The organism is Streptococcus mitis, from assembly GCF_000722695.1.
In the GTDB taxonomy this organism is placed as follows: domain Bacteria; phylum Bacillota; class Bacilli; order Lactobacillales; family Streptococcaceae; genus Streptococcus; species Streptococcus mitis_O.
Window position 1 is genome coordinate 380,705 of the sequence record NZ_JPFU01000013.1, and the last position, 24,037, is coordinate 404,741.

Annotated in this window: 23 protein-coding genes, 2 pseudogenes and 3 riboswitches; of the genes and pseudogenes, 4 read left to right on the forward strand and 21 right to left on the reverse strand. The window is 39.7% G+C overall.

The annotated features are described in order from the left end of the window. Positions 1 to 9: 9 nt before the first annotated feature. The 10 genes and pseudogenes from manA to SK629_RS07220 all read right to left on the reverse strand — a co-directional run bounded on the left by manA (position 10) and on the right by SK629_RS07220 (position 10,768). The gene (gene manA, locus SK629_RS07180) at positions 10 to 954 is read right to left on the reverse strand and encodes a mannose-6-phosphate isomerase, class I (protein ID WP_042901231.1); all 945 of its coding nucleotides are present in this window, start codon (positions 952 to 954) and stop codon (positions 10 to 12) included. 258 nt (positions 955 to 1,212) lie between these two features. Next, positions 1,213 to 1,469 (reverse strand): annotated as a pseudogene (locus tag SK629_RS07185) (SemiSWEET family transporter). Positions 1,470 to 1,720: 251 nt separating this feature from the next. Beyond that, a complete protein-coding gene (locus SK629_RS07190) occupies positions 1,721 to 3,295 on the reverse strand; it encodes an ATP-binding cassette domain-containing protein (protein WP_042901233.1) in 1,575 nt (524 codons plus the stop codon). A 145-nt stretch (positions 3,296 to 3,440) separates the two neighbouring features. Next, positions 3,441 to 3,983 carry an SPASM domain-containing protein gene (locus SK629_RS12655; RefSeq protein ID WP_235219616.1) on the reverse strand — a complete coding sequence of 181 codons (543 nt, stop codon included), beginning with the start codon at positions 3,981 to 3,983 and terminating at the stop codon, positions 3,441 to 3,443. A 440-nt stretch (positions 3,984 to 4,423) separates the two neighbouring features. Further along, on the reverse strand, positions 4,424 to 4,831 hold the full coding sequence (locus tag SK629_RS12660; RefSeq protein WP_080710245.1) for a hypothetical protein: 408 nt from the start codon (positions 4,829 to 4,831) through the stop codon (positions 4,424 to 4,426). Positions 4,832 to 5,339: 508 nt separating this feature from the next. Beyond that, entirely contained in the window at positions 5,340 to 5,696 is a 357-nt protein-coding gene (locus SK629_RS07200; RefSeq protein WP_042901234.1) for a VOC family protein, read from the reverse strand. A gap of 58 nt (positions 5,697 to 5,754) precedes the next feature. Further along, positions 5,755 to 7,530: a pyruvate oxidase gene (spxB, locus tag SK629_RS07205; RefSeq protein ID WP_042901235.1), complete on the reverse strand. Its 1,776-nt coding sequence runs from the start codon at positions 7,528 to 7,530 to the stop codon at positions 5,755 to 5,757. A 207-nt stretch (positions 7,531 to 7,737) separates the two neighbouring features. After that, on the reverse strand, positions 7,738 to 9,981 hold the full coding sequence (locus tag SK629_RS07210; RefSeq protein ID WP_042901236.1) for a heavy metal translocating P-type ATPase: 2,244 nt from the start codon (positions 9,979 to 9,981) through the stop codon (positions 7,738 to 7,740). A 9-nt stretch (positions 9,982 to 9,990) separates the two neighbouring features. After that, on the reverse strand, positions 9,991 to 10,362 hold the full coding sequence (locus SK629_RS07215) for a cupredoxin domain-containing protein (RefSeq protein WP_000935077.1): 372 nt from the start codon (positions 10,360 to 10,362) through the stop codon (positions 9,991 to 9,993). A 10-nt stretch (positions 10,363 to 10,372) separates the two neighbouring features. After that, on the reverse strand, positions 10,373 to 10,768 hold the full coding sequence (locus tag SK629_RS07220) for a CopY/TcrY family copper transport repressor (protein WP_001167197.1): 396 nt from the start codon (positions 10,766 to 10,768) through the stop codon (positions 10,373 to 10,375). A 183-nt stretch (positions 10,769 to 10,951) separates the two neighbouring features. Further along, positions 10,952 to 11,049: riboswitch (TPP riboswitch) on the forward strand. An 83-nt stretch (positions 11,050 to 11,132) separates the two neighbouring features. Between SK629_RS07220 and thiD the strand changes: the two genes are divergently transcribed. After that, positions 11,133 to 11,924: a bifunctional hydroxymethylpyrimidine kinase/phosphomethylpyrimidine kinase gene (gene thiD / locus SK629_RS07225; RefSeq protein WP_042901237.1), complete on the forward strand. Its 792-nt coding sequence runs from the start codon at positions 11,133 to 11,135 to the stop codon at positions 11,922 to 11,924. Between the two features lie 159 nt (positions 11,925 to 12,083). On the opposite strand, the gene thiE (SK629_RS07230) is transcribed toward thiD, so the two are convergent. From thiE (SK629_RS07230) to lctO, 11 genes and pseudogenes are all read right to left on the reverse strand, one after another. After that, entirely contained in the window at positions 12,084 to 12,716 is a 633-nt protein-coding gene (gene thiE, locus SK629_RS07230; protein ID WP_042901238.1) for a thiamine phosphate synthase, read from the reverse strand. Then, a complete protein-coding gene (locus SK629_RS07235; protein WP_042901239.1) occupies positions 12,709 to 13,512 on the reverse strand; it encodes a hydroxyethylthiazole kinase in 804 nt (267 codons plus the stop codon). Before SK629_RS07235 ends, thiE (SK629_RS07230) begins: the two co-directional genes overlap by 8 nt. Beyond that, positions 13,512 to 14,036: an energy coupling factor transporter S component ThiW gene (thiW, locus tag SK629_RS07240; RefSeq protein ID WP_042901240.1), complete on the reverse strand. Its 525-nt coding sequence runs from the start codon at positions 14,034 to 14,036 to the stop codon at positions 13,512 to 13,514. The genes SK629_RS07235 and thiW overlap by 1 nt, the downstream gene beginning before the upstream one ends. Positions 14,037 to 14,040: 4 nt before the next feature. Next, positions 14,041 to 14,732: pseudogene (gene tenA, locus SK629_RS07245) on the reverse strand (thiaminase II). A gap of 10 nt (positions 14,733 to 14,742) precedes the next feature. Next, the gene (locus SK629_RS07250; RefSeq protein WP_042901241.1) at positions 14,743 to 15,393 is read right to left on the reverse strand and encodes an energy-coupling factor transporter transmembrane component T; all 651 of its coding nucleotides are present in this window, start codon (positions 15,391 to 15,393) and stop codon (positions 14,743 to 14,745) included. Position 15,394: 1 nt separating this feature from the next. After that, positions 15,395 to 16,780, reverse strand: a complete 1,386-nt coding sequence (locus SK629_RS07255; protein ID WP_042901242.1) for an ATP-binding cassette domain-containing protein — start codon at positions 16,778 to 16,780, stop codon at positions 15,395 to 15,397. Then, positions 16,781 to 17,341: an ECF transporter S component gene (locus SK629_RS07260; protein WP_042901243.1), complete on the reverse strand. Its 561-nt coding sequence runs from the start codon at positions 17,339 to 17,341 to the stop codon at positions 16,781 to 16,783. It lies immediately after the preceding gene. A gap of 145 nt (positions 17,342 to 17,486) precedes the next feature. Further along, positions 17,487 to 17,575, reverse strand: a riboswitch (TPP riboswitch). Between the two features lie 115 nt (positions 17,576 to 17,690). Next, the gene (thiE, locus tag SK629_RS07265) at positions 17,691 to 18,320 is read right to left on the reverse strand and encodes a thiamine phosphate synthase (protein ID WP_042901244.1); all 630 of its coding nucleotides are present in this window, start codon (positions 18,318 to 18,320) and stop codon (positions 17,691 to 17,693) included. Between the two features lies 1 nt (position 18,321). Next, positions 18,322 to 19,104, reverse strand: a complete 783-nt coding sequence (thiM, locus tag SK629_RS07270) for a hydroxyethylthiazole kinase (protein WP_042901245.1) — start codon at positions 19,102 to 19,104, stop codon at positions 18,322 to 18,324. A gap of 128 nt (positions 19,105 to 19,232) precedes the next feature. Then, positions 19,233 to 19,901: a TenA family protein gene (locus tag SK629_RS07275; protein ID WP_042901247.1), complete on the reverse strand. Its 669-nt coding sequence runs from the start codon at positions 19,899 to 19,901 to the stop codon at positions 19,233 to 19,235. Positions 19,902 to 20,361: 460 nt separating this feature from the next. Then, positions 20,362 to 20,450, reverse strand: a riboswitch (TPP riboswitch). A 156-nt stretch (positions 20,451 to 20,606) separates the two neighbouring features. Next, complete coding sequence (gene lctO / locus SK629_RS07280; RefSeq protein ID WP_042901248.1) at positions 20,607 to 21,743, reverse strand: L-lactate oxidase; 1,137 nt, start codon at positions 21,741 to 21,743, stop codon at positions 20,607 to 20,609. Between the two features lie 215 nt (positions 21,744 to 21,958). On the opposite strand from lctO, the gene SK629_RS07285 reads away from it, so the two are divergent. From SK629_RS07285 to SK629_RS07295, 3 genes are read left to right on the forward strand one after another with little or no spacing between them, the layout of a single operon-like run. Continuing rightward, positions 21,959 to 22,639: an amino acid ABC transporter permease gene (locus tag SK629_RS07285; protein ID WP_042901249.1), complete on the forward strand. Its 681-nt coding sequence runs from the start codon at positions 21,959 to 21,961 to the stop codon at positions 22,637 to 22,639. Beyond that, the gene (locus tag SK629_RS07290; RefSeq protein WP_042901250.1) at positions 22,599 to 23,276 is read left to right on the forward strand and encodes an amino acid ABC transporter permease; all 678 of its coding nucleotides are present in this window, start codon (positions 22,599 to 22,601) and stop codon (positions 23,274 to 23,276) included. Before SK629_RS07285 ends, SK629_RS07290 begins: the two co-directional genes overlap by 41 nt. Beyond that, positions 23,277 to 24,035 carry an amino acid ABC transporter ATP-binding protein gene (locus SK629_RS07295; RefSeq protein WP_042901251.1) on the forward strand — a complete coding sequence of 253 codons (759 nt, stop codon included), beginning with the start codon at positions 23,277 to 23,279 and terminating at the stop codon, positions 24,033 to 24,035. Positions 24,036 to 24,037: the final 2 nt, after the last annotated feature.

Here is a 24,037-nt window from a genome sequence, read left to right on the forward strand (position 1 = left end):
CTTTCTTTTTTATGGATGGCTAACAATCAATTCCAGACCTTGCCCTTCCAATGTCCAAGCTTCAACATCACTTGGTAAGATAAAGTGGCTACCTTTTTGGATTGGATAGTTTTTCCCGTCAACAGTTAGTTGACCTTGACCAGCCAAGACACTAAACAAGCTGTAGTCAGCTGTCTTTTCAAAGTCAACTTTTCCAGTAATTTCCCACTTGTAAACTGCGAAGAAGTCATTGGATACAAGGAGAGTGGAACGTAAATCATCTGCTTTGATAGTTACAGGACGGCTATTGGCAGGATCTCCAATGTTTAAAACATCAATTGATTTTTCAAGGTGAAGTTCACGCAAGTTACCATTATCATCCTTACGGTCAAAGTCATAGACACGATAGGTAGTATCGCTAGACTGCTGGGTTTCAAGAATCAAGATGCCCGCACCAATAGCATGCATGGTTCCGCTTGGTACATAGAAGAAATCTCCAGCCTTAACAGGGACTTTTGTTAATAGACCATCCCAGTTTTTAGCTTCGATTTGTTGGCGGAGTTCTTCTTTTGACTTGGCATTGTGCCCGTAGATAATTTCTGAACCTTCATCCGCTGCAATGATGTACCAGCACTCTGTTTTCCCTAGCTCACCTTCATGCTCTAGTCCATAGGCATCGTCTGGGTGAACTTGGACACTGAGCCAGTCGTTAGCATCCAGAATCTTAGTCAAAAGCGGAAATACAGGCTCAGGACGATTGCCAAATAATTCACGGTGCTCCGCATACAAAGTAGCAAGATCTGTTCCCTCGTAGCGACCATTAGCAACTTTAGAGACACCATTTGGATGGGCTGAGATGGCCCAATATTCTCCGATTTTCTCACTTGGGATGTCGTAGCCAAACTCATCACGTAGCTTGGTTCCACCCCAGATTTTTTCTTGCATAACTGATTGTAAAAATAATGGTTCTGACATTTTATTCTCCCGTCTGATTTTTCTCCCCTCATTATAGCAAAAAAAGAGTTCGGATTGAACTCTTTTTAATATCTTATAAAGTAGGGAGAAAATTTTATAAAAATAGTAACGATATACTTTTTTCTTTGATAGAGACGAACATAAAAGACTCTCTTAAAGCTAGCTGTCACTGGACTTTTTCCCTCAACTCTCATTCAAAAATTACTTTAATGAAGCATCTATTTTCATAAACGAACAAAACTGAAACCAGTCTTCTTTTTAAATCAAAGCTGTAATAGCCGTCACAAGGCCAAAAACGATACCTGGAGCATTGGCAGCAGCAAGGAAAATATCTCTTTCTTGAAAAGACCGTAGTAAACCCAGAGACTACAGTTGATGGCAGCAACCAAGGGCTGGATGAAATTTCCTTTTTGACCAGCCAGATTATTCATAATTTGTGGGAAGTAAGACACATACATCATAACAGACATGAAGGTCGCTACCCAACCCAAAACTTTCATTTGTTTTTCGGACATTTTCAAAACCTCTTTTATTCTTTTATGCTTTTTATTTTATAATATGATGCAAAAACAAGTAAGAGTTTGAGAGTTTTGTTATAAAAATGTAAACTATTACAATCTTGTGATAAGAAAGAAGAGTGAAGTTAGGAAAAGTATATATAATCAGAAAAACGCATATTATTATGTATTGAAAAATCTTGATACTGGGTGTTTTATTGCTGAAATATTTACTTTATTTTCTGATAAAACTGACTTTTAAACTAGATTCAATATTTTCCTAAATCTACAACTTGTTGATATCTACTTTCATCATCAATATGATGGGCAATTTCTAACATCATAACAGGAAGAGAAAATAGTAGTTCATGTACCATGAGGGCGTTTTCTTCATCTAGGTTTGCGGTCACTTCATCAGCCAATAACAGATTTTTTTTACGAAGAAGAAAACGTGCCAATTCAATCCTTACTCTTTGTCCCCCAGAAATATTCTCCCCGTTATTTTTGATAATAAAATCCATTCCACCCGTCAATTCCAAATCTAGTTTGACTTGTTTCAAAACAGCAACCAACTCTTCCTCAGAAAATTCTTGTCCTAAGGTCAAATTATAACGCACTGTATCGTTAAAGAGAAATGGGTGTTGGCTAATAATTCCTATACTGGATACAAAACTTGATGTACATTCATTAACAGTTGTCACACCGATAATTTCTCCCTCATCTGCTATTTCTTCTCCAGTAATGAGTCGAAACAAGGTTGACTTGCCACAACCACTCGGTCCTTTGATTAAAACTTTCTGACCTGCTTGAACATCCAAATTTAGATGAGTAAAAAGTTGTCTGTCACCATAGGATTTACTTAAATTTTTAATGTGCAGAGCATTCAATTCTTGTGCATCTTTTTTATCTATCTGTTTTACATCTCCAATTTCTAATACTCCAAAAATCTTATCTGCCGTCGTTTTTGCCCCTTGTATATCTACAGCATCATACATAATAGTCTGAATAGGGCTCACTAGCTGACCTGCTGCGATATACATAGCAACAAGACTTGCCACTGACACTTTCTGCCCAGCCATAGCAAAGTAAAAACCTAAAACAAGTGGTAAAACTTGGCTTAAAAAGACCATGAAACCGTTGCAAAAGAAAATTATATTATGGGTAAAGCAAAATTTTTGAATGGCTAGTTGATAATTTCGATTAATCTTCCAAAATCTGTTCTGATTTTCAGAAATTGCTTGGTTCATGAGTAGAGTATGTGCTCCTCGGATACTATCAGATACTTGATTATGAACTTCTACTCTGCCTTGAGCCATGTCATCACCAGTATGTTTGAGTCTTTTATTCATCAAGAACTGAGGAATAGGACGTAAAATAGTGAAAAAGACAAAAATACTACCTAGTAACAAATTTTGCGAAATAATATAAATCGCTGTTAGTAATGCTACAAAGCTCCAACAAATGATATTGACGTATTTTTCTAAGTAATTATCCCCCAAATATTCCATATCTTGTGTGAGCATGGTGATTTTTTCATCTTCGTTAAAATCTTTATTTATCATCAGCTTGTCAAATAAATCTGCCCTCATATTCATTTGAATTTCACGTCTAAAAACATTATGTGTATGATTACAAAAGAGCATTAAGCTATACAAGACGAAGTATACTGTAAAGCCAAAAATAGCAAACTGTATGATTTTAGAATAAGTCAGTTCTTCTTGATTTAAGGACAAGGCTTGTGAGACGACTAAGGGTTGAGCAAGAGCTAAACCTCCATTTGCCAGTGCACCGATGATAGTATAAAACTTCGTTTTCTTATCCAGATAGTGAAATATTTTATTCATAATGCCCTCCTAGAAAAAGAGAGAGGCTAGCACTCCTCTCCATTTTTACTATATAAACTTAACAAATATTACAATTATTGCTTACAACTTCAGGTTTTTTACAACCTTTTTGTTTTTCTTGATAGACATTTTTGCTTACCCCTCTCTAGTTCACATCTAAAATATCTTCATAGCATCCAGAAATAGCATAAAGTGCTAGATTTTTACGAATTTTCTCTTGCATATTCTTACAAATCACAGAAGAGCTTAATTCCGTAATATGCTTGGCCATTGGACAAAAGCCTGATTTACAAATCAAAACAAAGGGACATGTTTTACAATCTTCTCTAACAGATAAAAACCATCCTTTCATTTTATCTTTGTTAATCAATCCAGTATTGATATTTCCAAAAACATTTTGATTATCGTACAAAGCAACTGTACATGCTTGTACAATACCTCTAACATTAAACATATAGTGATTTAAACGATTGGCATAACAAGAAAAGGAATTGTGAACCACAATGCTTGGCAAAGATAGATGGTACCCCAAATCAACTGCTTTCTTAGAAATACCAAAACTCATATCATTTTTAAATACTGTAACACAGTCGTCTTTAGAACGATCTCCTTGTCCCCAGTTACCAATATTATGATATAGAAGAAAAAATCTATCATCATTTTTAAAGTAATACTCAATGAAAATCAAAGAGCAAACTAGCCGCAGGCTGTACTTGAGTACGGCAAGGCGACGTTGACGTGGTTTGAATTTGATTTTCGAAGAGTATAACGACCATCATTTAATAGAAATGACTCCATATGGTCATAATTTTCCTTCGATATATTGAATCTTAACCTACAAATAAAATCTAAATCACTATCCTTCATTTTATGAAGATTGTCTAAAATTCGCGCATAGGAACCTTTTTGATTTTTTAACACACGTTGAGAATCATGACTCTCTCCATCACCATCAATAGTAATCTGAAAATTAGTAACATCATACTCTCTTACTAATTTTTCAAATTTGGAAGATGTTAACAAAAATCCATTAGTAGTAATACTTGCTGAATATGTTATTCCAAATCGCTCACAAATTTTCAAAAATTCTAGTGAAAGCCGTTGAATTGTTTTATAGCCTAACAGAGGTTATCCACCAAACCATGCTATCCTTAGGAAATGATATTGAGAATTACTCAATTTTTCTTCAGCAAATTTCAAAATAGCATTTTCTGTTTCAATAGACATTCCAATATTTTTAAAGTGTTCATAACAATACTTACATCGAAAATTACAATCTCCATGAGTAAGAATTGTAAACTCTAGTATCTCATTATTCCTATCTTCTATCTGTTTTAAATATTTGTTTACCTCATTGTCTTCAAGTAAATATCTATTCTCTTCCAAATAGGCAATATATTCACTTCCCTTTGTTTTATTTTCTTGTATATTCTTCTTCAATTCATTCGTAATCAAAAATGAATGATTATTTTTGGTATTAAAATATACACTACCATCTTCAATATCATACCTTAAGACATATCGTGATAATTTCATATTACCACCTCTTTATTCTTTGATTTCTTTAAATACATTATATATCTATTAAAATGATAATTCAATCAAAAGTCAGAAAATTAGAAAAGTTCTACATTTTAATAATTTTCAATCAAGTATAAAGTAATTTCAAATCCCCTTATCTACTACTATACATGTCGTACTGTCACATTTCTGTTCGTAGAGATACAATCTCGCTATTCCTTCCTCTGACGATTCTTATTTCCAGCATCAGACTTAAAACTGTCTATCTACGAGACTGTTTTAATCCGTTACCTCACGATAGTCGAGCTCAGAAGTCACTATTAGGTTTACCTAAAAAAGACCGGATTGCTCCGATCTTTCAATAGTTCATATTCTCATACTCAATGAAAATCAAAAAGCAAACTAGGAAGCTAGCCGCAAGCTGTACTTGAGTACGGTAAAGCTACGCTGACGTGGTTTGAATTTGATTTTCGAAGAGTATCAATTTCTGTTTTTAAAAATAGCTAAGGTTAACGTCAAATGACTACGCGCCTGATTTCATACGATAAAAATCAATCACTAGACCAGCAGGGCCTTTAACTAATAAGGACTCTGTTCCCCAATCCGTTTCACAAATACCGTGTAAAATCTCGACACCAATCTCTTTTAAACGTTGGTAATTCTGATTTAGATCCTCAACCTCGATATGAAGAATGATTCCTGACTGAAAATCTTCCAAAGGAATCAAATGATTTTGGGACAACATCAGACAGTGACTGCCAATCGTGAACTGAGCAAAACCATCATCAACATAATCAGCTTTTTTATCCAAAATACGCTCCAAGTCAGCACAGACTTGGGGAACATCTGAAACGATAATATCTAATTGATTTAAATTCATTTACTATCCTCCATAAAAAGACCGGATTGCTCCGATCTTTTTAAGTTCCACGAAGGAATTATTTAATTGCTCGTGATTGCAAACCTTCTTCTTCCAAGAAGAGACGGAATGGTACGAGTTCTTCTGCTTCGTATTTTTCCTTGAAGGCTTTGATTGCTTCTTCTGAGTGAAGTTTTGGATCCAATTCAAGTACTTCTACTGGAAGTGGACGGTGTGGAGTGATGCGAGCATCGATAACAACAGTTTTACCTTCTTTGTTCAATTTAACAGCTTCTGCAACAACTGCATCGATGTCTTCGATACGGCCAACTGTAAATCCAACAGCCCCTTGAGCTTCTGCAATTTTAGCGTAGTCAGCGTTTGTGAAGTCACAACCAAACAAGTGTTTGTTTGTGTCTTCGTATTTGTCCTTGATGAAGGCATATTTATCATTTGAGAAGACAACATTGATAACTGGAAGGTCGTATTGAACGTTTGTGATAACGTCTGGGTAGCACATGTTAAATGCTCCGTCACCCATGATGTTCCATACTTGGCGATCTGGATTGTCTTTCTTAGCAGCGATACCACCAGGAAGGGCAATACCCATTGTCGCAAAGAGTGGAGATGTACGCCACATGTTCTTAGGTGTCATGTGAAGGTGACGAGTAGATGTTTGAGTAGTGTCACCTACGTCGATTGAATAGATAGCGTCTTGATCAGCATGTTTGTTGATTGCATTGTAAACTTGATACAATTGCAATTCACCCTCAGTTTTACCTTCGATTTTGTTCATGTAATCACGCCAGTTTTGGTTGTTCTTAACGTTTGCACGCCACCATGGAGTTGATTCAACTGGGTTTACTTTGTCAAGGATAGCTTTCGCTGCTTGACCTGCGTCACCAAGGATTGAAGCGTCAAGGGCATGGCGTTTACCAAGTTTGTAAGGGTCGATATCGACTTGGATGAATTTTTCAGTGTTCTTGAATGCTTCGTAAACTTCAGCAAATGGGAAGTTTGAACCAAGGAAAAGAACTGTGTCTGCTTCAAAGACCACTTCGTTGGCTGGTTTCCAACCAACACGGTAAGCAGAACCTGTCAAACCTTCATAGTTCCATTCAAAAGCTTCAAAGTTTTTACCAGTTGTGATGATTGGTGCTTTGATTTTACGTGACAATTCAGTGATCACTTCACCAGCTTTCACACCACCGTAACCAGCGTAAATAACTGGACGTTCAGCATTGTTCAAGATTTCAACAGCTTTGTTGATTTCAACTTCGTTCAAAGCAGGAGCGATGAATGAACGCTCGTATGAACCTGATCCATAGTATGAGTTTTCGTCGATTTCTTGGAAACCGAAGTTTACTGGAATTTCAACAACAGCTGGACCTTTTTTAGAAACTGCAGCACGGCAAGCTTCGTCGATTACTTTTGGTAATTGCTCAGCGTAAGCTACACGTTTGTTGTATACAGCGATACCGTTGTACATTGGGTTTTGGTTCAATTCTTGGAAAGCATCCATGTTCAATTCGTTAACTGGACGTGATCCAAGGATCGCTAGGAATGGAGTGTTATCCATAGCTGCATCGTAAACACCGTTAATCAAGTGAGTCGCACCTGGACCACCTGAACCAACTGCAACCCCGATTGAGCCGCCGAATTTAGCTTGCATAACCGCTGCAAGAGCACCTGTTTCTTCGTGGCGAACTTGTAAGAAGCGGATATCTTTGTCTTCAGCCAAAGCGTCCATCAATGAGCTGAGTGTTCCTGATGGGATACCGTAGATTGTATCTACGCCCCATGTTTTCAATACATTAAGCATTGCTGCAGATGCAGTAATTTTCCCTTGAGTCATTATAACTCTCCTTCAAATATTTTTAAATCTACTAAAAAGGTTTCATATAATTTTTGAAAACGTTTCAGTAAATTTTTACACTACTAATTTATCACATTTATTTTTAGTTTACTAAGAATCTGCTCAGAAGTTTCTATTCTCTATTACAGTACAGTTTGAAAACGTTTTTAAATTCTGTTTTATAATAAAAAGCGAGCAAGCCCGCTTTTAATCTATTTTACTAAAGTTTAGTAAGAGTGAACTAGTCAGAACAGATACAGAACTAAAGGCCATGGCTAAGCCTGCCAGTTCTGGATTGAGGACCAGTCCAACACCAGAAAAGACTCCTGCTGCTATCGGAATTCCGGCGACATTGTAGATAAAGGCCCAGAAAAGATTGAGCAGAATACGATTAAAAGTTTTCTTACTCATGTCAAAGGCACGAACCACGCCTAGGAGGTTATTGGTTGTCAACACCAAATCCGCTGACTCGATAGCGATATCTGTTCCAGCTCCCATAGCAATCCCCACATCTGCTACACTGAGGGCAGGAGCGTCATTAATCCCATCACCAACAAAGGCTACTTTCCCAGCTGCTTGTAGTTTATGGATTTCATGGGCTTTTTCTTCTGGCAAGACACCTGCAATGACCTCTTCGATTCCGATCTGATCGGCAATAGCACGCGCCACACCTGCATTGTCTCCTGTCAGCATGACTGTTTTAAGACCTCGTTTTTTCAACTGACTGATGGCAAGCTTAGCATTTTCCTTAGGAATATCTTGCAGAGCAAGCAAGCCTTTGATTTCATTGTCCACAGCCAAAAACACAACTGTCTTAGCTTCTTTTTCCAGTTGTTCTAGTTTTTCTTGATAAATGCTAGAAATATCCATGCCATCCAGCATTTTAGCATTTCCAAGTAAGACTTGTTTTCCAGCTATTTGCCCTGAAACACCTTTTCCGTGCAAGGCTTGGAAATTTTCAACAGTTTGAAACTCAAGTCCAGCTTCACTCGCTCGTTTCACAATGGCTTCAGCCAATGGGTGTTGAGAAGCTTCTTCCAAGGAAGCTGCCAATCCAAGCACTTCTGTCTCGTCGCCGATAATATCTGTTACCACAGGTTTCCCTTCCGTCAAAGTCCCTGTTTTATCAAAGACAAGGGTTTGGACTTTCTGGATTTCCTGTAGAACCATTCCATTTTTGAGAAGAACTCCCATCTTGGCACTGCGACCTGTCCCCACCATAAGGGCTGTCGGTGTTGCAAGACCCAAGGCACAAGGGCAGGCAATAATCAAAACAGCCACTCCATAGAGAAGCGAAGAGACAAAACTCGCTCCAAGCACGACTACACTATCCCTGAGCAAGACGAACCAAACCCAAAAGGTCACAATCCCTAAAATGACAACTGCTGGGACAAAAATGCCTGAAATTTTATCCGTCAAGTCCTGAATCGGCGCACGACTTGTCTGAGCTTTCTTCACAAAATCCACAATCTGAGCCAAAACAGTTTCTGAACCAACTTTTTCTGCTCTAAAAACAAGTGTTCCACTATTATTGATGGTTGAACCAATGACGGTATCTCCAACTGTCTTGTCCACAGGCAGACTCTCACCTGTCACCATAGACTCATCAATACTAGAGATACCTTCTACTACGACACCATCAACCGCAATCTTTTCACCGGGACGCACTCGAATCAGGTCACCTACCTTGACTTGCTCCAAGGGGACTTGGACATAGTTATCCTCACGCAAGACTTCTGCGGTTTTAGCCTGCAAATCCAGTAATTTCTCCACAGCTTGGGAAGTATTTTTCCGCATTTTCTCCTCAAAAACTGCCCCCATAAGAACGAAGAAGAAGATAAATGCAGCACTTTCAAAGTAAACGGGGAGACCAGCGAAGAGGGCAACTAAGCTATAGAAGTAGGCCACTAGGGTTCCCAGAGCAACCAAGGTATCCATGTTGGCATTGTGTTTTTTAAAGCTGGCCCAAGCGCTCTGGATATAAGGTCCGCCTGCTACTAGCATAATCGGCGTTGTGGCTAAAAAGGTGCCCCAACGCATGACTTGGTGACTAATTCCTCCTGTCGACATCCCAATCATGAGAATCACAAGAGGCACAGTAAAGATACTAGTAATCCAAAAACGCTGTAAAAGTGATAGAGATTTTCGAGTCTTCTCAACGACTGTATAGCTTCCTTTTTGCATCTTCATGCCACAAGAAAATTCATATTGGCCTAATTCTTGAGGGGTAAAACGAATGACTTTCTCCTCATCTACGCCGATTGGTTCCAAGATGCCTTCTTCTTCAAAAAGAATTTCCTTATAACAGTTTGAAGGTGTCACACGGTGAAAGGTGATCTCAGCAGGAACTCCTTTTTGCAGTTGAATGTGGGCTGGATGGTAGCCTTTGTCTGCCGTGATACGGATTTTTTGAACACCATTTTCAAGACTTGCTTTTACAATTTCAGTCATATCATTCTCCTATTCTACAATCATCTTGCCGTGCATCATATTCATGCCACAAGAGAAACCATACTCTCCAGCCTGCTCAGGCGTGATTTCCACTACATACTCTTCACCCATTGGCAGGTCCGCATGTACACCAAAATCTGGAAAAACAATTTGGTCCAAACATGGTGAAGGATCCTTGCGGTCAAAGACAATGCGGGCTGGCACTGATTTCTTGAGGATAATCAACTCAGGCGTATAGCCCCCCATGACCTCCACTCGAATCTCTTGGTAGCCGTTTTTTTGCTGGGCTTTTTGTCCAGATTTTTCAGGCTTTTTGAAAAACCAAAACAAGATAAAGGCGATAAGGGCAATACAAACAATGGTTACAATACTATTTAACATGACGTCTCCTTTACATACAATTACATTTTACTTCTGTTACAGCGCTTGATTTCTTCTCAGAAATCACAGCTTCCAAGTCTTCCAAGTCAGCCTGAGTAAAATCACATTCAGCAATCAAATCAGCCAACAAGTTCTTAATCCTACGAGAACAAACCTTGTCCTTAATATCTTGGACAAGTAAATCCCGACTTTGGTCCAAAGTTAAAAGGGCTGAATAGACAAAGAACTTGCCTTCTTTTTTCCTTGTCAGACACTCTTTCTCAACCAAACGAGCCAAAAGAGTTTGAATGGTTGACTTGGACCAGTCGAACCGCTCCGCCAGAACCCTGATCAAATCCGTACTGGTCTGTTCACCCTGCATCCAAATAATCTTCATGACCTGCCATTCTGCATCTGAAATCTGCATAATCACACCTCCTAAATCTACATTTGTCGATTACAGTTATTAGTATACTCTAAAAATCTACATTTGTCAATTATAAAATTAATCTTTTCTTTGAAAAATAGAATTTTAATCATTTGAAAAACGATTTTCAGTCAAATCTTACTATATAAACTATAAAAATATGCTATACTAAAGAAAAAAGAAAACAACCGCTAGGGGTGCGTAAAGCTGAGATTAACAACTGTTAGACCCTTTGACTCAATCTAGGTAATGCTAGCTGATGGAAGTGGAAATGATAATGGGGACTAGCAGTCTTCTATTGCCTTCCTGAAACAGACTAGCTTGTTCTTAAGAATACAAACTTCAGTTGGTTGGGAGGTTTTAGATGACTTATTTACCCGTTGCTTTGACCATTGCAGGGACTGACCCTAGTGGCGGTGCTGGCATTATGGCTGACTTAAAGTCGTTCCAAGCTAGAGATGTCTATGGAATGGCCGTTGTGACCAGTCTTGTCGCTCAAAATACCAGAGGTGTTCAGCTAATCGAACACGTTTCTCCTCAAATGTTGAAAACCCAATTGGACAGTGTCTTTTCGGATATCAAGCCTCAGGCTGTAAAAACTGGGATGTTGGCAACTACTGAAATAATGGAAATCATCCAGCCCTATCTTAAAAAGCTGGATTGTCCCTACGTTCTTGACCCTGTTATGGTCGCTACGAGCGGAGACACCCTGATTGATACCAGTGCCAGAACCTACCTAAAAACAAATCTGCTTCCACTTGCAACCATTATCACACCCAATCTTCCTGAAGCAGAAGAGATTGTTGGTTTTTCAATCCATGATCCCGAAGACATGCAACGTGCTGGTCGCCTGATTTTAAAAGAATTTGGTCCTCAGTCTGTTGTCATCAAAGGTGGTCATCTGGAAGGCGGTGCCAAAGACTTCCTCTTTACCAAGGATGAGGAATTTGTCTGGGAAAGTCCACGAATTCAAACCTGTCACACCCATGGTACTGGATGTACCTTTGCTGCAGTGATTACGGCTGAACTAGCCAAAGGAAAAAGCCTTTATCAGGCAGTTGATAAGGCTAAGGCCTTTATCACGAAAGCCATCCAAGACGCCCCTCAACTCGGTCATGGTTCTGGCCCAGTCAACCATACAAGCTTTAAAGATTAAAAAAACTCTCTAGTTCCCACTTTAAGGGAATTAGAGAGTTTTTATACTTTTCAAAAATCTCTTCAAACTACGTCAGTTTTATCTGCAACCTCAAAGCTGTGCTTTGAGCAAGCTGCGACTAGCTTCCTAGTTTGCTCTTTGATTTTCATTGAGTATTAATTAGAAAATAATGTCATCCAACCTTGTTAAAAAGGCTTGCGTTTTTGCCTCAATATCTTCTGCCTGCATCAAATCACGTACGACAGCTACACCAGCTATACCCGTGCCGATAAGTTGGTCAATATTCTCTGATGTCAAGCCGCCAATAGCAACTACTGGAATGGTGACCCTTTGGCAAATTGTCTTCAAGGTTGAAATCAGGGTGATAGGCGCATTTTCCTTGGTCGTAGTCGGGAAAATGGCTCCTGTCCCCAAGTAATTCGCACCTGATTCTTCCGCTTCAAGTGCTCTTTCTACAGTTTTAGCTGTAACACCGAGGATTTTTTCAGGACCAAGGACTTTGCGGGCAACCAAAACTGGTAGTTCATCGTCTCCGATATGCAGACCAGCAGCATCAACTGCAAGACAGACATCCAAACGATCGTCGATTATCAAGGGTACCTGATAGGCATCTGTTATTTCCTTGACTTGTTTTGCCAGTTGATAATATTGATTGGTTGTGAGATTTTTTTCTCGTAATTGAACTATGGTAACCCCTGAACGACAAGCCGTCTCAACCTTTTCAAGAAAACTTTCCACGGAATCTTGGTAGCGATTGGTTACCAGATACAGTCTAAGCGCCTCTCTATTCATAAGCATCTCCTTTGATAGCATCTATCCAGTTTTCATCTCTTTTGAGGAGCGAAAGCTGATTGAGTACTTGGTAACGAAAATCTTCCAATCCCATACCTTGAACAACTATTCTCTCAGCGGAGATATTAAGATAAGAGACCGCTAGGCAAGAAGCTTCAAAGGCAGTCTTTCCTTGGCTGAGAAAAACGGCTGTCAAGGCTCCAACCAAGTCTCCTGTCCCTGTTATCCAGTCTAATTCTGCCCAGCCATTTCCCAATACAGCGACCTGATTCTTCGAAACGATGAGATCCTTAGGGCCAGTAACTAAGAATGACATACCAGGATAGGTCTGACACCAGTCTTTCAAGACTTGAAGTAAATCCTCAGTTTCTTGATCTTTAGCACTCGCATCGACCCCAACGCCGTGGTGTTTTAAGCCAACAAGACTTCGAATTTCCGACATGTTTCCTTTAAGGACCGTAGGTCTATAGTCTAAAAGGTCTTTAACTAAGCTCTTACGAATGGATGAAGCTGTTACGCCAACCGCATCTACTACCATTGGGAGACCAGCTTGAGCTGCATAAGAAGCTGCCATACGGATTGCTTTTTCCTTCTCAGCAGACAAATGCCCCAAATTGATGAAGAGGGCCTGGCTTTGCTTAGTAAAATCAAGAACCTCACGAGGATCATCTGCCATGACTGGTTTACATCCCAGAGCCAAAATCCCATTTGCTAACATCTCACAAGAAATCTCATTGGTAATGCAGTGAATGAGGGAAGTCGTTTCCAGAGGAAAAGGATTCGTCAATTCCTGCATCAGTTTATCCTTTCATCAAAGAAATATCCCTGCACTTTTTTAAAGAATTCCTGCTTGATTAAAAATCGAAAGGCAATAAAGGAAATCGCTGTACCAATCAAGGTTGCTCCGAAAAATCGAGGTGTGTAGATAAACCAGCTCAGTTTTGCAGCTGATCCTGTGAACAATACCATAACTGGATAAGAGACGATTGATCCGATGATACCTGTACCGATGATTTCCCCTAAAGCAGAAAAGTAGAATTTTCTACCATATTTATAAAATAGGCCTGCAAGTAGCGCTCCAAAGGTAGCACCTGTTAAGGCCAAAGGCGGAATCCCTTGAGTCGTCATACGGATAAAGGCTGTCACTGTAGCCATAGCCAAAGCATAGACTGGCCCCATCATGATACCAGCTAAAATATTGACTACACTAGACATTGGCGCCATACCTTCGATTCGGAAGATAGGTGTCAAGACCACATCAAGGGCAATCATCATGGATAAAATTGTTAATTTATGAATTTGTAATTGGTGCTTTCTCATATTTCTATTCTTCTCCTGTTTCTAAAGACTGTAAATCGCTCTTCCATGTCTGGTGTTGGTAGGCCATTTCCCAAAACTTAGCTTCCATATGAACACTGATGTGGAAGGCATCTAGCATTTTTTCTTGTCTGTCTCATCACTTTCTCGATAGAGTTGATTGACCAGAGCCTCTTCCTCTCTAATCTGCTGCTCCAACTCATCCGTAATATACGTTTCAATCCATTGTTGGTAGAGAGGATTTGGTGATGGTTTAAGATTAAGTGATTTGCCTATATCATGGTATAGCCAAGGACAAGGCAGCAAACTTGCAAAAGCGATGGCTAGATTTGCTTCTTCAAATTGCCGATAAATGTGAGAAATGTAATGATAACAAGTTGGAGCGATTGGATGTTGCTCCATTTCCTGGTCGCTGATTTCCAATTCCTTGAAAAATTGTTGGCGGATAAATAACTCACCCTCCACTAAACTCTGAGCATTTTGTTTCAAGAGTCTTTTCATCTCTTGGTTTGAAGTCTTATCAGCCAAGAGGTGATAAGCTTCTGAGAAGGCCTTCAAATAGTAGGCATCCTGAATCAAGTAATAGCGAAAGATGGACGGGTCTAAATCTCCCTCTTGTAACTGTAATACAAAGGGGTGATGAAAGGAAGCCTGCCAGGCTTCCTTGGATAATTCCATCGCAATATCTGTAAATTCCATAATAACTCCTTTATAAAAATAGACTGGTTTGAAGTAATAAAAAGAACAGCAGGTAGATGAATATTGACCTTTGAGGAATATAAAAAGTCCGATAGCGATTCTCCACCTGTGCATGTTCGTCATATCCATGCGCTGACAGAGCTCTCAGATAAAGATGACGCCACCTAAAAACTGTCATCAGAACCTTGCTGTAAATCAAGGGAGACCAAACATGCAGTTCTTGACCACGTAATAGGCACGCTTCCTTGAGGGACTTGATTTCTTGCTGAATGAGGGGGAAAGAATTGAATACCACAATTAAGGCATAAGCCCAAGACCGTGATAACCCCTTTTGAGCCAAGTACAAGAGAAGCTCTTTTAGGGAAATAGAGGAAACAAAGACAAGACCAATACAAACGGTCACAAAGGCCCTCGTTCCAAGCATGACTGCCTGCGAAGCATCTCCATGTAACTGAACTGCCCAGTAGTTGGCAAAGGATGGCAAAATGGCAAGTAAAATCATCCAAGCCAATACTTTAAATCGACGGTAATAGAGCATAAAGAGAATGCAAAATGCGACTACCGAAAGATTCAGAGCAATCGAGGGAATGAAAGATGTTTCCAGCGATAAAATCAGCAAAAAGAGACTGATAATCGGTGTCTGGGTTGCTACTTTGACCATACTATCTCACCTCCCCTTGAGTATTGCTACTCTGAGATGTGAGTGGTTTGGTAATTGTCACTGCTTTCACATGACTGAGACCCTGACTAGTCATCTCAATCCAATAATCAACCACAGAGATCAAGGGATCTAAACGATGGCTAATGATCAGAAAACTTCTTCCTTGATTTCTCTCCTCCAGAATCCACTGACAAAAATAATGGCAAGCTCTATCATCCAAACCTGCAAAAGGTTCATCTAGTAAAATCACAGAAGTCTTGCTGGTCAAGATGGTCAAAAGCTGAAGAATCTTTTGCTGACCACCACTTAATTGATAGGGACTCTTATCGACTGCCTGCTCTAGATCAAAATATCGTAAAGCTTGGAGTATCCGCTGATTTCTTTCAGAATCAGGTCCATCTAATTTAAGTTCTTCTCGCAGACTGGCTCTGATAAACTGCTTTTCAGCTTCCTGAACAACACCCGTCAGGTCACGATACAAACTCTTTTTCTTTTTCAGGACTGTCCCCTTCCAGGTAATGCGCCCCTTATACTTTTGAAATTGAAGAATAGACCGAAAGAGGGTTGATTTCCCGACACCATTATCACCCAAGATACAGGAAATTCCTTGGTAAAATGTAAAATTCACAATCGAAAAGAGGGAGCGCTTATCCAGCTCACAAGTCATTCGATCCATGTGGAATAGTTCTGGGCTAGAAGTCACTTCCTTTGAAGCAATCTGTGTCATCTCAGAGGTAGGGATTCGAAACACTTCCCTTAGTTGTCCGTCTCTTAGCTCCACCATATGGTCGATATAGGCTTCATAGTCCGTTAAATCATGGTCGCACAAAATAACTGTCTTCCCATTAGAGACCAACACTTTTAGAATCTCCAATATCTCTTTTCTGCTCTTGCGGTCAATAGAAGCAAAAGGTTCATCCAAGAGATAGACCCTAGGATTCATAGTAAAGAGAACAGCCAAAGCAGCCTTTTGCTTTTCCCCACCAGATAAGTGATGAATGGGACGGTGCAAGATCTTCTCACAGCAACATTGCTGGACAACCTCTGCTATTTTAGAATCAATTTCCTGAACGGGATGCCCAATATTTTCCAAGGTAAAAATCAGCTCCTCAAACAAGTTCTCCATGGTAAATTGATGATTGGGATTTTGAAAGAGGATACCAACCGTCTGGACACGTTCGATGATAGAAAGCTGACTGACCTCGCTCCCATCTATCAGGACTTGACCGATATAGGGAAGAGAACTGACTTGGGCAATCATTTGAAATAGACTCGATTTTCCTGAACCACTGCTTCCAACTAACAAGGTAAAGGCTTGCGCATGAAAAGTAAAATCAATCGGTTCCGAAAAAATTAGGGACTGAATCGCTCGTAGTTCCAGCCCCATCTATGCCTTTCCTCCAGCTGCAAACTGATGATAGAGTTTGACAATAGCACGAACCAAGATGGTACAGAAGAAAAAGACGGAAATAAAACGTACCACAAGCAAGGAAAGGACAAAAGGAAGGGAGAAGGCGTAATATCCTAACTTAATGTATTCATAGACAAAGCTAACAAGCGTAATCCCAATACTATTAGCAGTTAAAGAGAGCCAACTTTCATAGCGATTCTTGGTTACGATAAAACCAAATTCACTTCCCAAACCTTGAACCAAGCCAGACAAAAGGGCACCTAGACCGAATTGGCTACCATAAAGGACTTCAGCAAGGGCCGCTAGTACTTCTCCAATCGTTGCACTTCCGACTCTTGGAACAAAGATGGCAGCAATAGGCGCAGCCATACACCAGAGACCAAAGAGGATTTCATTGGCAAAGGCCTGTAAACCAAGAGGTGCTAAAACCAGAGTGAGGATATCAAATAGATAGCCTGAGCCCACAAAAACGCCACCAAAAAAGATAGACAAGAAAGCAAGTAAGATAACATCTTTTAAACGCCACTTTTCAAACATAAAAACTCCTTTTAGACAATTGGACATTTAAGAGATACTACCATCATACTCTGCATCTAGTCTATCTAGTAAAAACAAAAAACTCTAATTACACACAAGAATTAGAGTTTCGCTTACAAAATTAGATGGTTTTTTCTTTCTCAAGAAAAAACTATTCACATTTCCCTTCGACAGTACTAACTGTAGCAGGTTCAATGGGTATCATCTCAGCCTAAAGCACCCCAAATGTCTTTATTATTTAATTATATAATTATTTTAACAGACGATTTATTTCAGTTCAAGAAATTGAACTGGAAATACAGCCTTGCACTCACAAAGACAGCAGATCTTTCTTTGGTTAGATCGATACCTATTGCTCACTCATTTCTCGAACAGTTTTCTCTACATTTTTAGAGTAGGAAATCGCTGAAATGATTGAAACACCGTCAACATTGGTCTTCATAATGTCTTTAATATGTTGCGTCTGTATCCCACCAATTGCAACTAAGGGCATTTGTGGCAATAGTTTTCTCATCAATTTAAGACCTTCATAACCTATAGCACCACCAGCATCATCCTTTGACTGGGTATCAAATACAGGACCAACACCAACATAATCTACATATTCAACTTTTGATTGTTGAAATTCTTCCTCGTTTTTTATAGAAAGACCAATTATTTTATCTGGCATCAATTTTCTAATTTCATAAACTCCAAGATCATCCTGTCCTACATGTACTCCATCAGCGTCAATTTCCATTGCCAAATCAATATCATCATTAACAATAAACGGAACATTATATTTTTTACAAAGATCCTGTAGTTTAATTGCTAATTCGACTTTTTCTTTACCTTCTAAGGCTCCCTTACCTTTTTCACGAAATTGAAATAAGGTTATACCACCTTTTAAGGCTTCCTCAACGACCGTATATAGATCTTTTCCTTGGCAAGTAGTCGTTCCACAAATAAAATATAGTTTTAGTAATTCTTTATGAAACATCTTACTTCACTCTTTTGAATTTCTTTACATCTTCATCTGTAATCTCATATAAGGCATTTATAAATTCAACTTTAAATGTTCCAGGAAGATGTCCATTTGGACGTTTTTCTGCCATTTCTCCAGCGATATTGTAAACCAACATAGCTGTTTCTAATGATTTCAATTCTTGACCTTTTTCAAGTCCGATAAAGCTTGCTACTACAGCACCTAATAAACATCCTGTCCCAATAACTTTTGGCATCATGGCACTACCATTATGAATCGTTACCACTTCTCCATTTACCGCAATAGCATCCACTTCACCTGTTACTACTATTGGAATATTGAACTTCTCATTTGCTGCTAGAGCAATTTCGTCAATATTATCTACTCCCGCACTATCTACTCCTTTAGATGCCACATTTATTCCCACTAAAGAAGCAATCTCGCCAGCGTTTCCTCTAATCGCAGCTAGTTTGTAATTGTTGATTAGATCATCTGCTACTTTTTTTCTATATTCTCCTGCTCCACAAGCTACAGGATCTAAAACTGCTGGGACATTATATTTCTCTGCAATTTTCAGAGCAGCTTGGTATAATTTCCAATTTTCATCTGTCAATGTTCCTATGTTTATTAATAAACCACCAGCATACTTTAACAAATCCTCTAAATCTGCAGGAAACTCACTCATGGCGGGTGATGCACCCAGTGCTACTAATCCATTTGCTGTGAAATTTTTTACTACATCGTTGGTGATGCAAATGACCAATGGTGCTTTTTCTTTTAATAATTTTAAACTTGTCATATTGAAATCCTTCCTTTTCACTTTATACGATCTACTGATTTCGATTTATCTCTATCTTTCGTTAAGAAATTTTTTCAGTTACATTGAATGATTTACCTCATCAAATTTGTCAGTATCCTAAACTTTCTCTAGGCGTCATAGCCAATATCAAAAAAGGCTAATTCTAAAGCGACCGCTTGATTCCAGCGTTGCTGAAGTTCTGTCAAATCTTCTAGATTTTTCCCGACACGATTGAGTTCGTCAACCAGAAATTGAACCCACTCTGTAAAGAAAGGACCTCTGTGGAGATTGATCCATTCCAAATGAATATAGGCTTCAGGTAGAGCTAAATCTTTAGAACCCCAGTCTAAATAGAGACCTTCCGCAATGACCAACATGACCAAAAGATGGGCATAGTTTGATGAAGCCACTGCCGAATACATTAGATCCTGAAAGGCTTTTGTTACAGGGTGTAAGGTCACTTCCAGATAGTCATTCTCTGCTACTTTTAACTCTTTGAAAGCCTTTTGGAAATAACCGTCTTCATCTGCTGCAAGAAAGCCTAGTTGCTTGGCAAAACGAAGCTTGGATTCAAGCTGGTCTGCGTGGACTACACAGGAACCCAGCATAGATAAGAAGGCATCAAAGAAGTGATAATCTTGAATTAGGTATTCTTTTAAGACCTTATTCTCAATTGTCCCCGCAAAAAGTTCCTTAACAAAACGATGATTGATTGCAGCCTGCCAATCCTTCTGACTGCTTTTTAATAATTCTCCAACAGTCAAACCTGGCTCAAATGCATAGTTTTGTGTTTCCATATTTACTTCTCCTCTCTTTACTCATTAGTAATTAATAAAACACCAAGAGATACCAAGCAAAATCGTAATTCCACTTGATACTTTTAAAGAACATAGAGGGCATCTGCAGAGAGCTACCTAATACTCTTCGAAAATCAAATTCAATCCACGTCAGCTTCGCCTTGCCGTAGATATATGTAACTGACTTCGTCAGTTCTATCCATAACCTCAAAACAATGTTTTGAGCTGACTTCGTCAGTTCTATCCACAACCTCAAAACAGTGTTTTGAGCTGACTCCGTCAGTCTTATCTACAACCTCAAAGCAGTGCTTTAAGCAGCCTGCGGCTAGCTTCCTAGTTTGCTCTTTGATTTTCATTGAGTATAAACAAGCCTATCCAGTTTTATATAAACAAAAAACTCCAATTACAATCAAGAATTAGAGTTGACTTACAAGATTAGATCGTTCATTTCGCCATACGAAAAAAACTGTTCACATTTCCCTTCGCCAGTCTTAACTGTATCAGGTTCAATGGGTATCATCTCAGCCTAAAGCACCCCAAATGTCTTTATTATTTGATTACTACACCAGTATAGCAAAAAATGAAAGCCCTAGCAAGATATTTGACTGAAAAATATATTTCTATAGTTTTTGATACATTTTCCCTCATTGAAACTTTTAAAACACAAGCAAAAACCTCCACATCAAGTGGAGGCAAGCTGTTTTATCAATACAATTTTAAGTCACGAGGGTCAACTGGGAAGGTTGGGTTGTATGGGTTGTGACGGAGTTTGAAGTGTTTGACATCTTCAATAGTCTGAGTTCCAGACAATTGCATGACTATCTTCAATTCTGCATTCAAATGTTCAAAGACTTGACGTACACCGACACTACCACCAAGGGCCAAGCCATAGATAACAGGGCGACCAATAGCTACCAAGTCTGCTCCTGAAGCCAAGGCTTTAAAGACGTGTTGGCCACGACGAATACCTGAGTCAAAGACAATTGGAACACGTTTGTCAACTGCTTCTGCTACTTCTTGAAGTGAGTCGAAGGCAGCTGGTCCACCGTCGATTTGACGACCACCGTGGTTGGTTACCCAGATACCAGAAGCTCCCGCAGCAAGCGAACGTTCAACGTCCTCACGGCATTGTGGTCCCTTGACATAAACAGGAAGTCCTGAGTATTCAGCGATAAATTCTACGTCGCGTGGAGACAAGCGTTGTTTAGCTGATTTGTAAACAAAGTCCATTGATTTACCAGCACCTTCTGGCAGGTATTCTTCAACAATCGGCATGCCAACTGGGAAGACAAAACCATTACGCTTATCCACCTCACGATTGCCCCCTACAGTAGCATCTGCCGTCAAGACAATCGCCTTATAACCTTCAGCCTTGACACGGTCCATGATATGGCGGTTGATACCGTCATCCTTACTAAAGTAAAATTGGAACCAGTGAGGTGTCCCTTGAAGGGCTTCTGTAATTTCTGGAAGGTCCACAGTAGAGTAAGAGCTAGTTGTGTAAAGAGAACCAAACTCATGCACACCACGCGCAGTTGCCACTTCCCCCTGTTCATTTGCCAATTTATGAGCCGCAACAGGCGCCATAATGATTGGTGAAGACAATTTTTCACCTGCAAATTCAATCTCTGTACTTGGATTTTCAACATTGCAAAGCGTATGCGGAACGATGAGTTTGTGGTTAAAGGCACGAATATTCTCACGTAAAGTGAAAGTATCTTCCGCCCCACTAGCGATATAGCCAAAGGCTGCTTTAGGAATCACTTGTTGCGCCATGGGCTCCAAATCATAGGTATTGATGAAATCTACATGACCTTCTGCATTGCTTGTTTTGTATGACATAAAATGCCCTCCTTAATAAGTAAGCGTTTTCTTTGTATATTACAAAAATATCTTAACTCTTTTTTCAAAACTTTTCAAATACTTTGTTTGGAAATTTCAGAAAGATTCTGTCTATGATAAAAAATCCTTATAACAGCAATAAAAAATACATATTATCCAAAGGAGATTTTAAGTGCTACAATAACTATATTATTTCTAGATGGGAGGTTCTATTTTTGGATTGGTCCATTGTTGAACAATATCTACCACTATATCAAAAGGCATTTTTTCTGACCTTGCATATTGCAGTTTGGGGGATTCTGGGATCCTTTCTGCTCGGCTTAATCGTTAGTATCATCCGACATTACCGCATCCCTGTTTTGGCGCAAATAGCAACAGCCTACATTGAATTGTCACGCAACACGCCCCTTTTGATTCAACTCTTCTTTCTCTACTTTGGTCTTCCCCGAATGGGGATTGTCCTATCTTCAGAAGTCTGTGCTACTCTGGGACTGGTCTTTTTAGGAGGTTCCTATATGGCAGAATCTTTCCGAAGCGGACTGGAGGCCGTAAGTCAAACCCAGCAGGAGATTGGATTAGCCATCGGTCTGACAGCTGTACAGGTCTTTCGCTATGTGGTTCTTCCGCAAGCAACAGCGGTTGCTCTACCATCTTTTAGTGCCAATGTCATTTTCCTTATCAAGGAAACCTCCGTTTTCTCAGCAGTGGCTTTGGCCGACCTCATGTACGTCGCCAAGGACTTGATTGGACTCTATTATGAGACAGACATTGCACTGGCCATGTTAGTAATTGCTTATCTGATTATGTTGCTGCCCATCTCACTGGTCTTTAGCTGGATAGAAAGGAGGCTCCGCCATGCAGGATTCGGGAATCCAAGTACTCTTTCAGGGAAATAATCTCCTGAGAATCTTACAGGGATTGGGCGTTACGATTGGCATATCCATCCTGTCTGTCCTCTTATCCATGATGTTCGGAACAGTCATGGGAATCATCATGACTTCCCATTCTAGAATCATACGATTTTTAACACGATTGTATCTGGAATTTATCCGTATCATGCCCCAGCTGGTGTTGCTCTTCATCGTTTACTTTGGCTTGGCTCGAAACTTTAATATCAATATCTCAGGTGAGACTTCAGCTATTATCGTTTTTACCCTCTGGGGAACAGCTGAAATGGGGGACTTGGTTCGTGGAGCCATCACTTCCCTCCCTAAGCATCAGTTTGAAAGCGGACAGGCACTCGGCTTGACCAATGTTCAACTTTACTACCACATTATCATCCCACAAGTCTTGAGAAGACTGCTACCGCAGGCTATCAATCTTGTCACTCGGATGATTAAAACCACTTCCTTGGTTGTCTTGATTGGGGTTGTGGAAGTAACCAAGGTCGGACAACAAATCATCGATAGCAATCGCCTGACTATCCCAACTGCTTCCTTTTGGATTTATGGAACCATTCTAGTCTTGTATTTCGCAGTCTGCTTCCCTATTTCCAAACTATCCACTCACTTAGAAAAAAATTGGAGGAACTAAATGTCTGAAACTATCTTAGAAATCAAGGAACTCAAAAAATCCTTCGGAGACAATCCCATCCTCCAAGGTCTTTCTCTAGATATCAAAAAAGGGGAAGTTGTAGTTATTCTAGGACCCTCTGGTTGTGGGAAAAGTACCCTCCTTCGTTGCCTCAATGGCTTAGAAAGTATTCAAGGTGGAGATATTCTTCTGGATGGTCAGTCTATCGTTGAAAATAAAAAAGACTTTCACCTAGTTCGCCAAAAGATTGGCATGGTCTTTCAAAGTTATGAACTCTTTCCCCATCTGGATGTCCTACAAAACCTCATCCTAGGCCCTATCAAGGCTCAGGGAAGGGACAATAAGGAAGTAACTGAAGAAGCTCTGCAATTACTGGAGCGTGTCGGTTTACTAGATAAACAACATAGCTTTGCGCGCCAATTATCTGGTGGACAGAAGCAACGGGTTGCGATTGTCCGTGCCCTGCTCATGCATCCAGAAATTATCCTATTTGATGAAGTGACCGCTTCACTGGATCCCGAAATGGTGCGCGAGGTGCTGGAACTGATCAATGACTTGGCCCAAGAAGGTCGCACAATGATTTTAGTAACCCACGAAATGCAGTTTGCCCAAGCCATTGCTGATCGCATCATCTTCCTAGACCAAGGGAAAATTGCTGAAGAAGGAACGGCTCAAGCCTTCTTTACCAATCCGCAAACCAAACGAGCACAAGAATTTTTAAACGTCTTTGACTTCAGCCAGTTTGGCTCATATCTATAAAG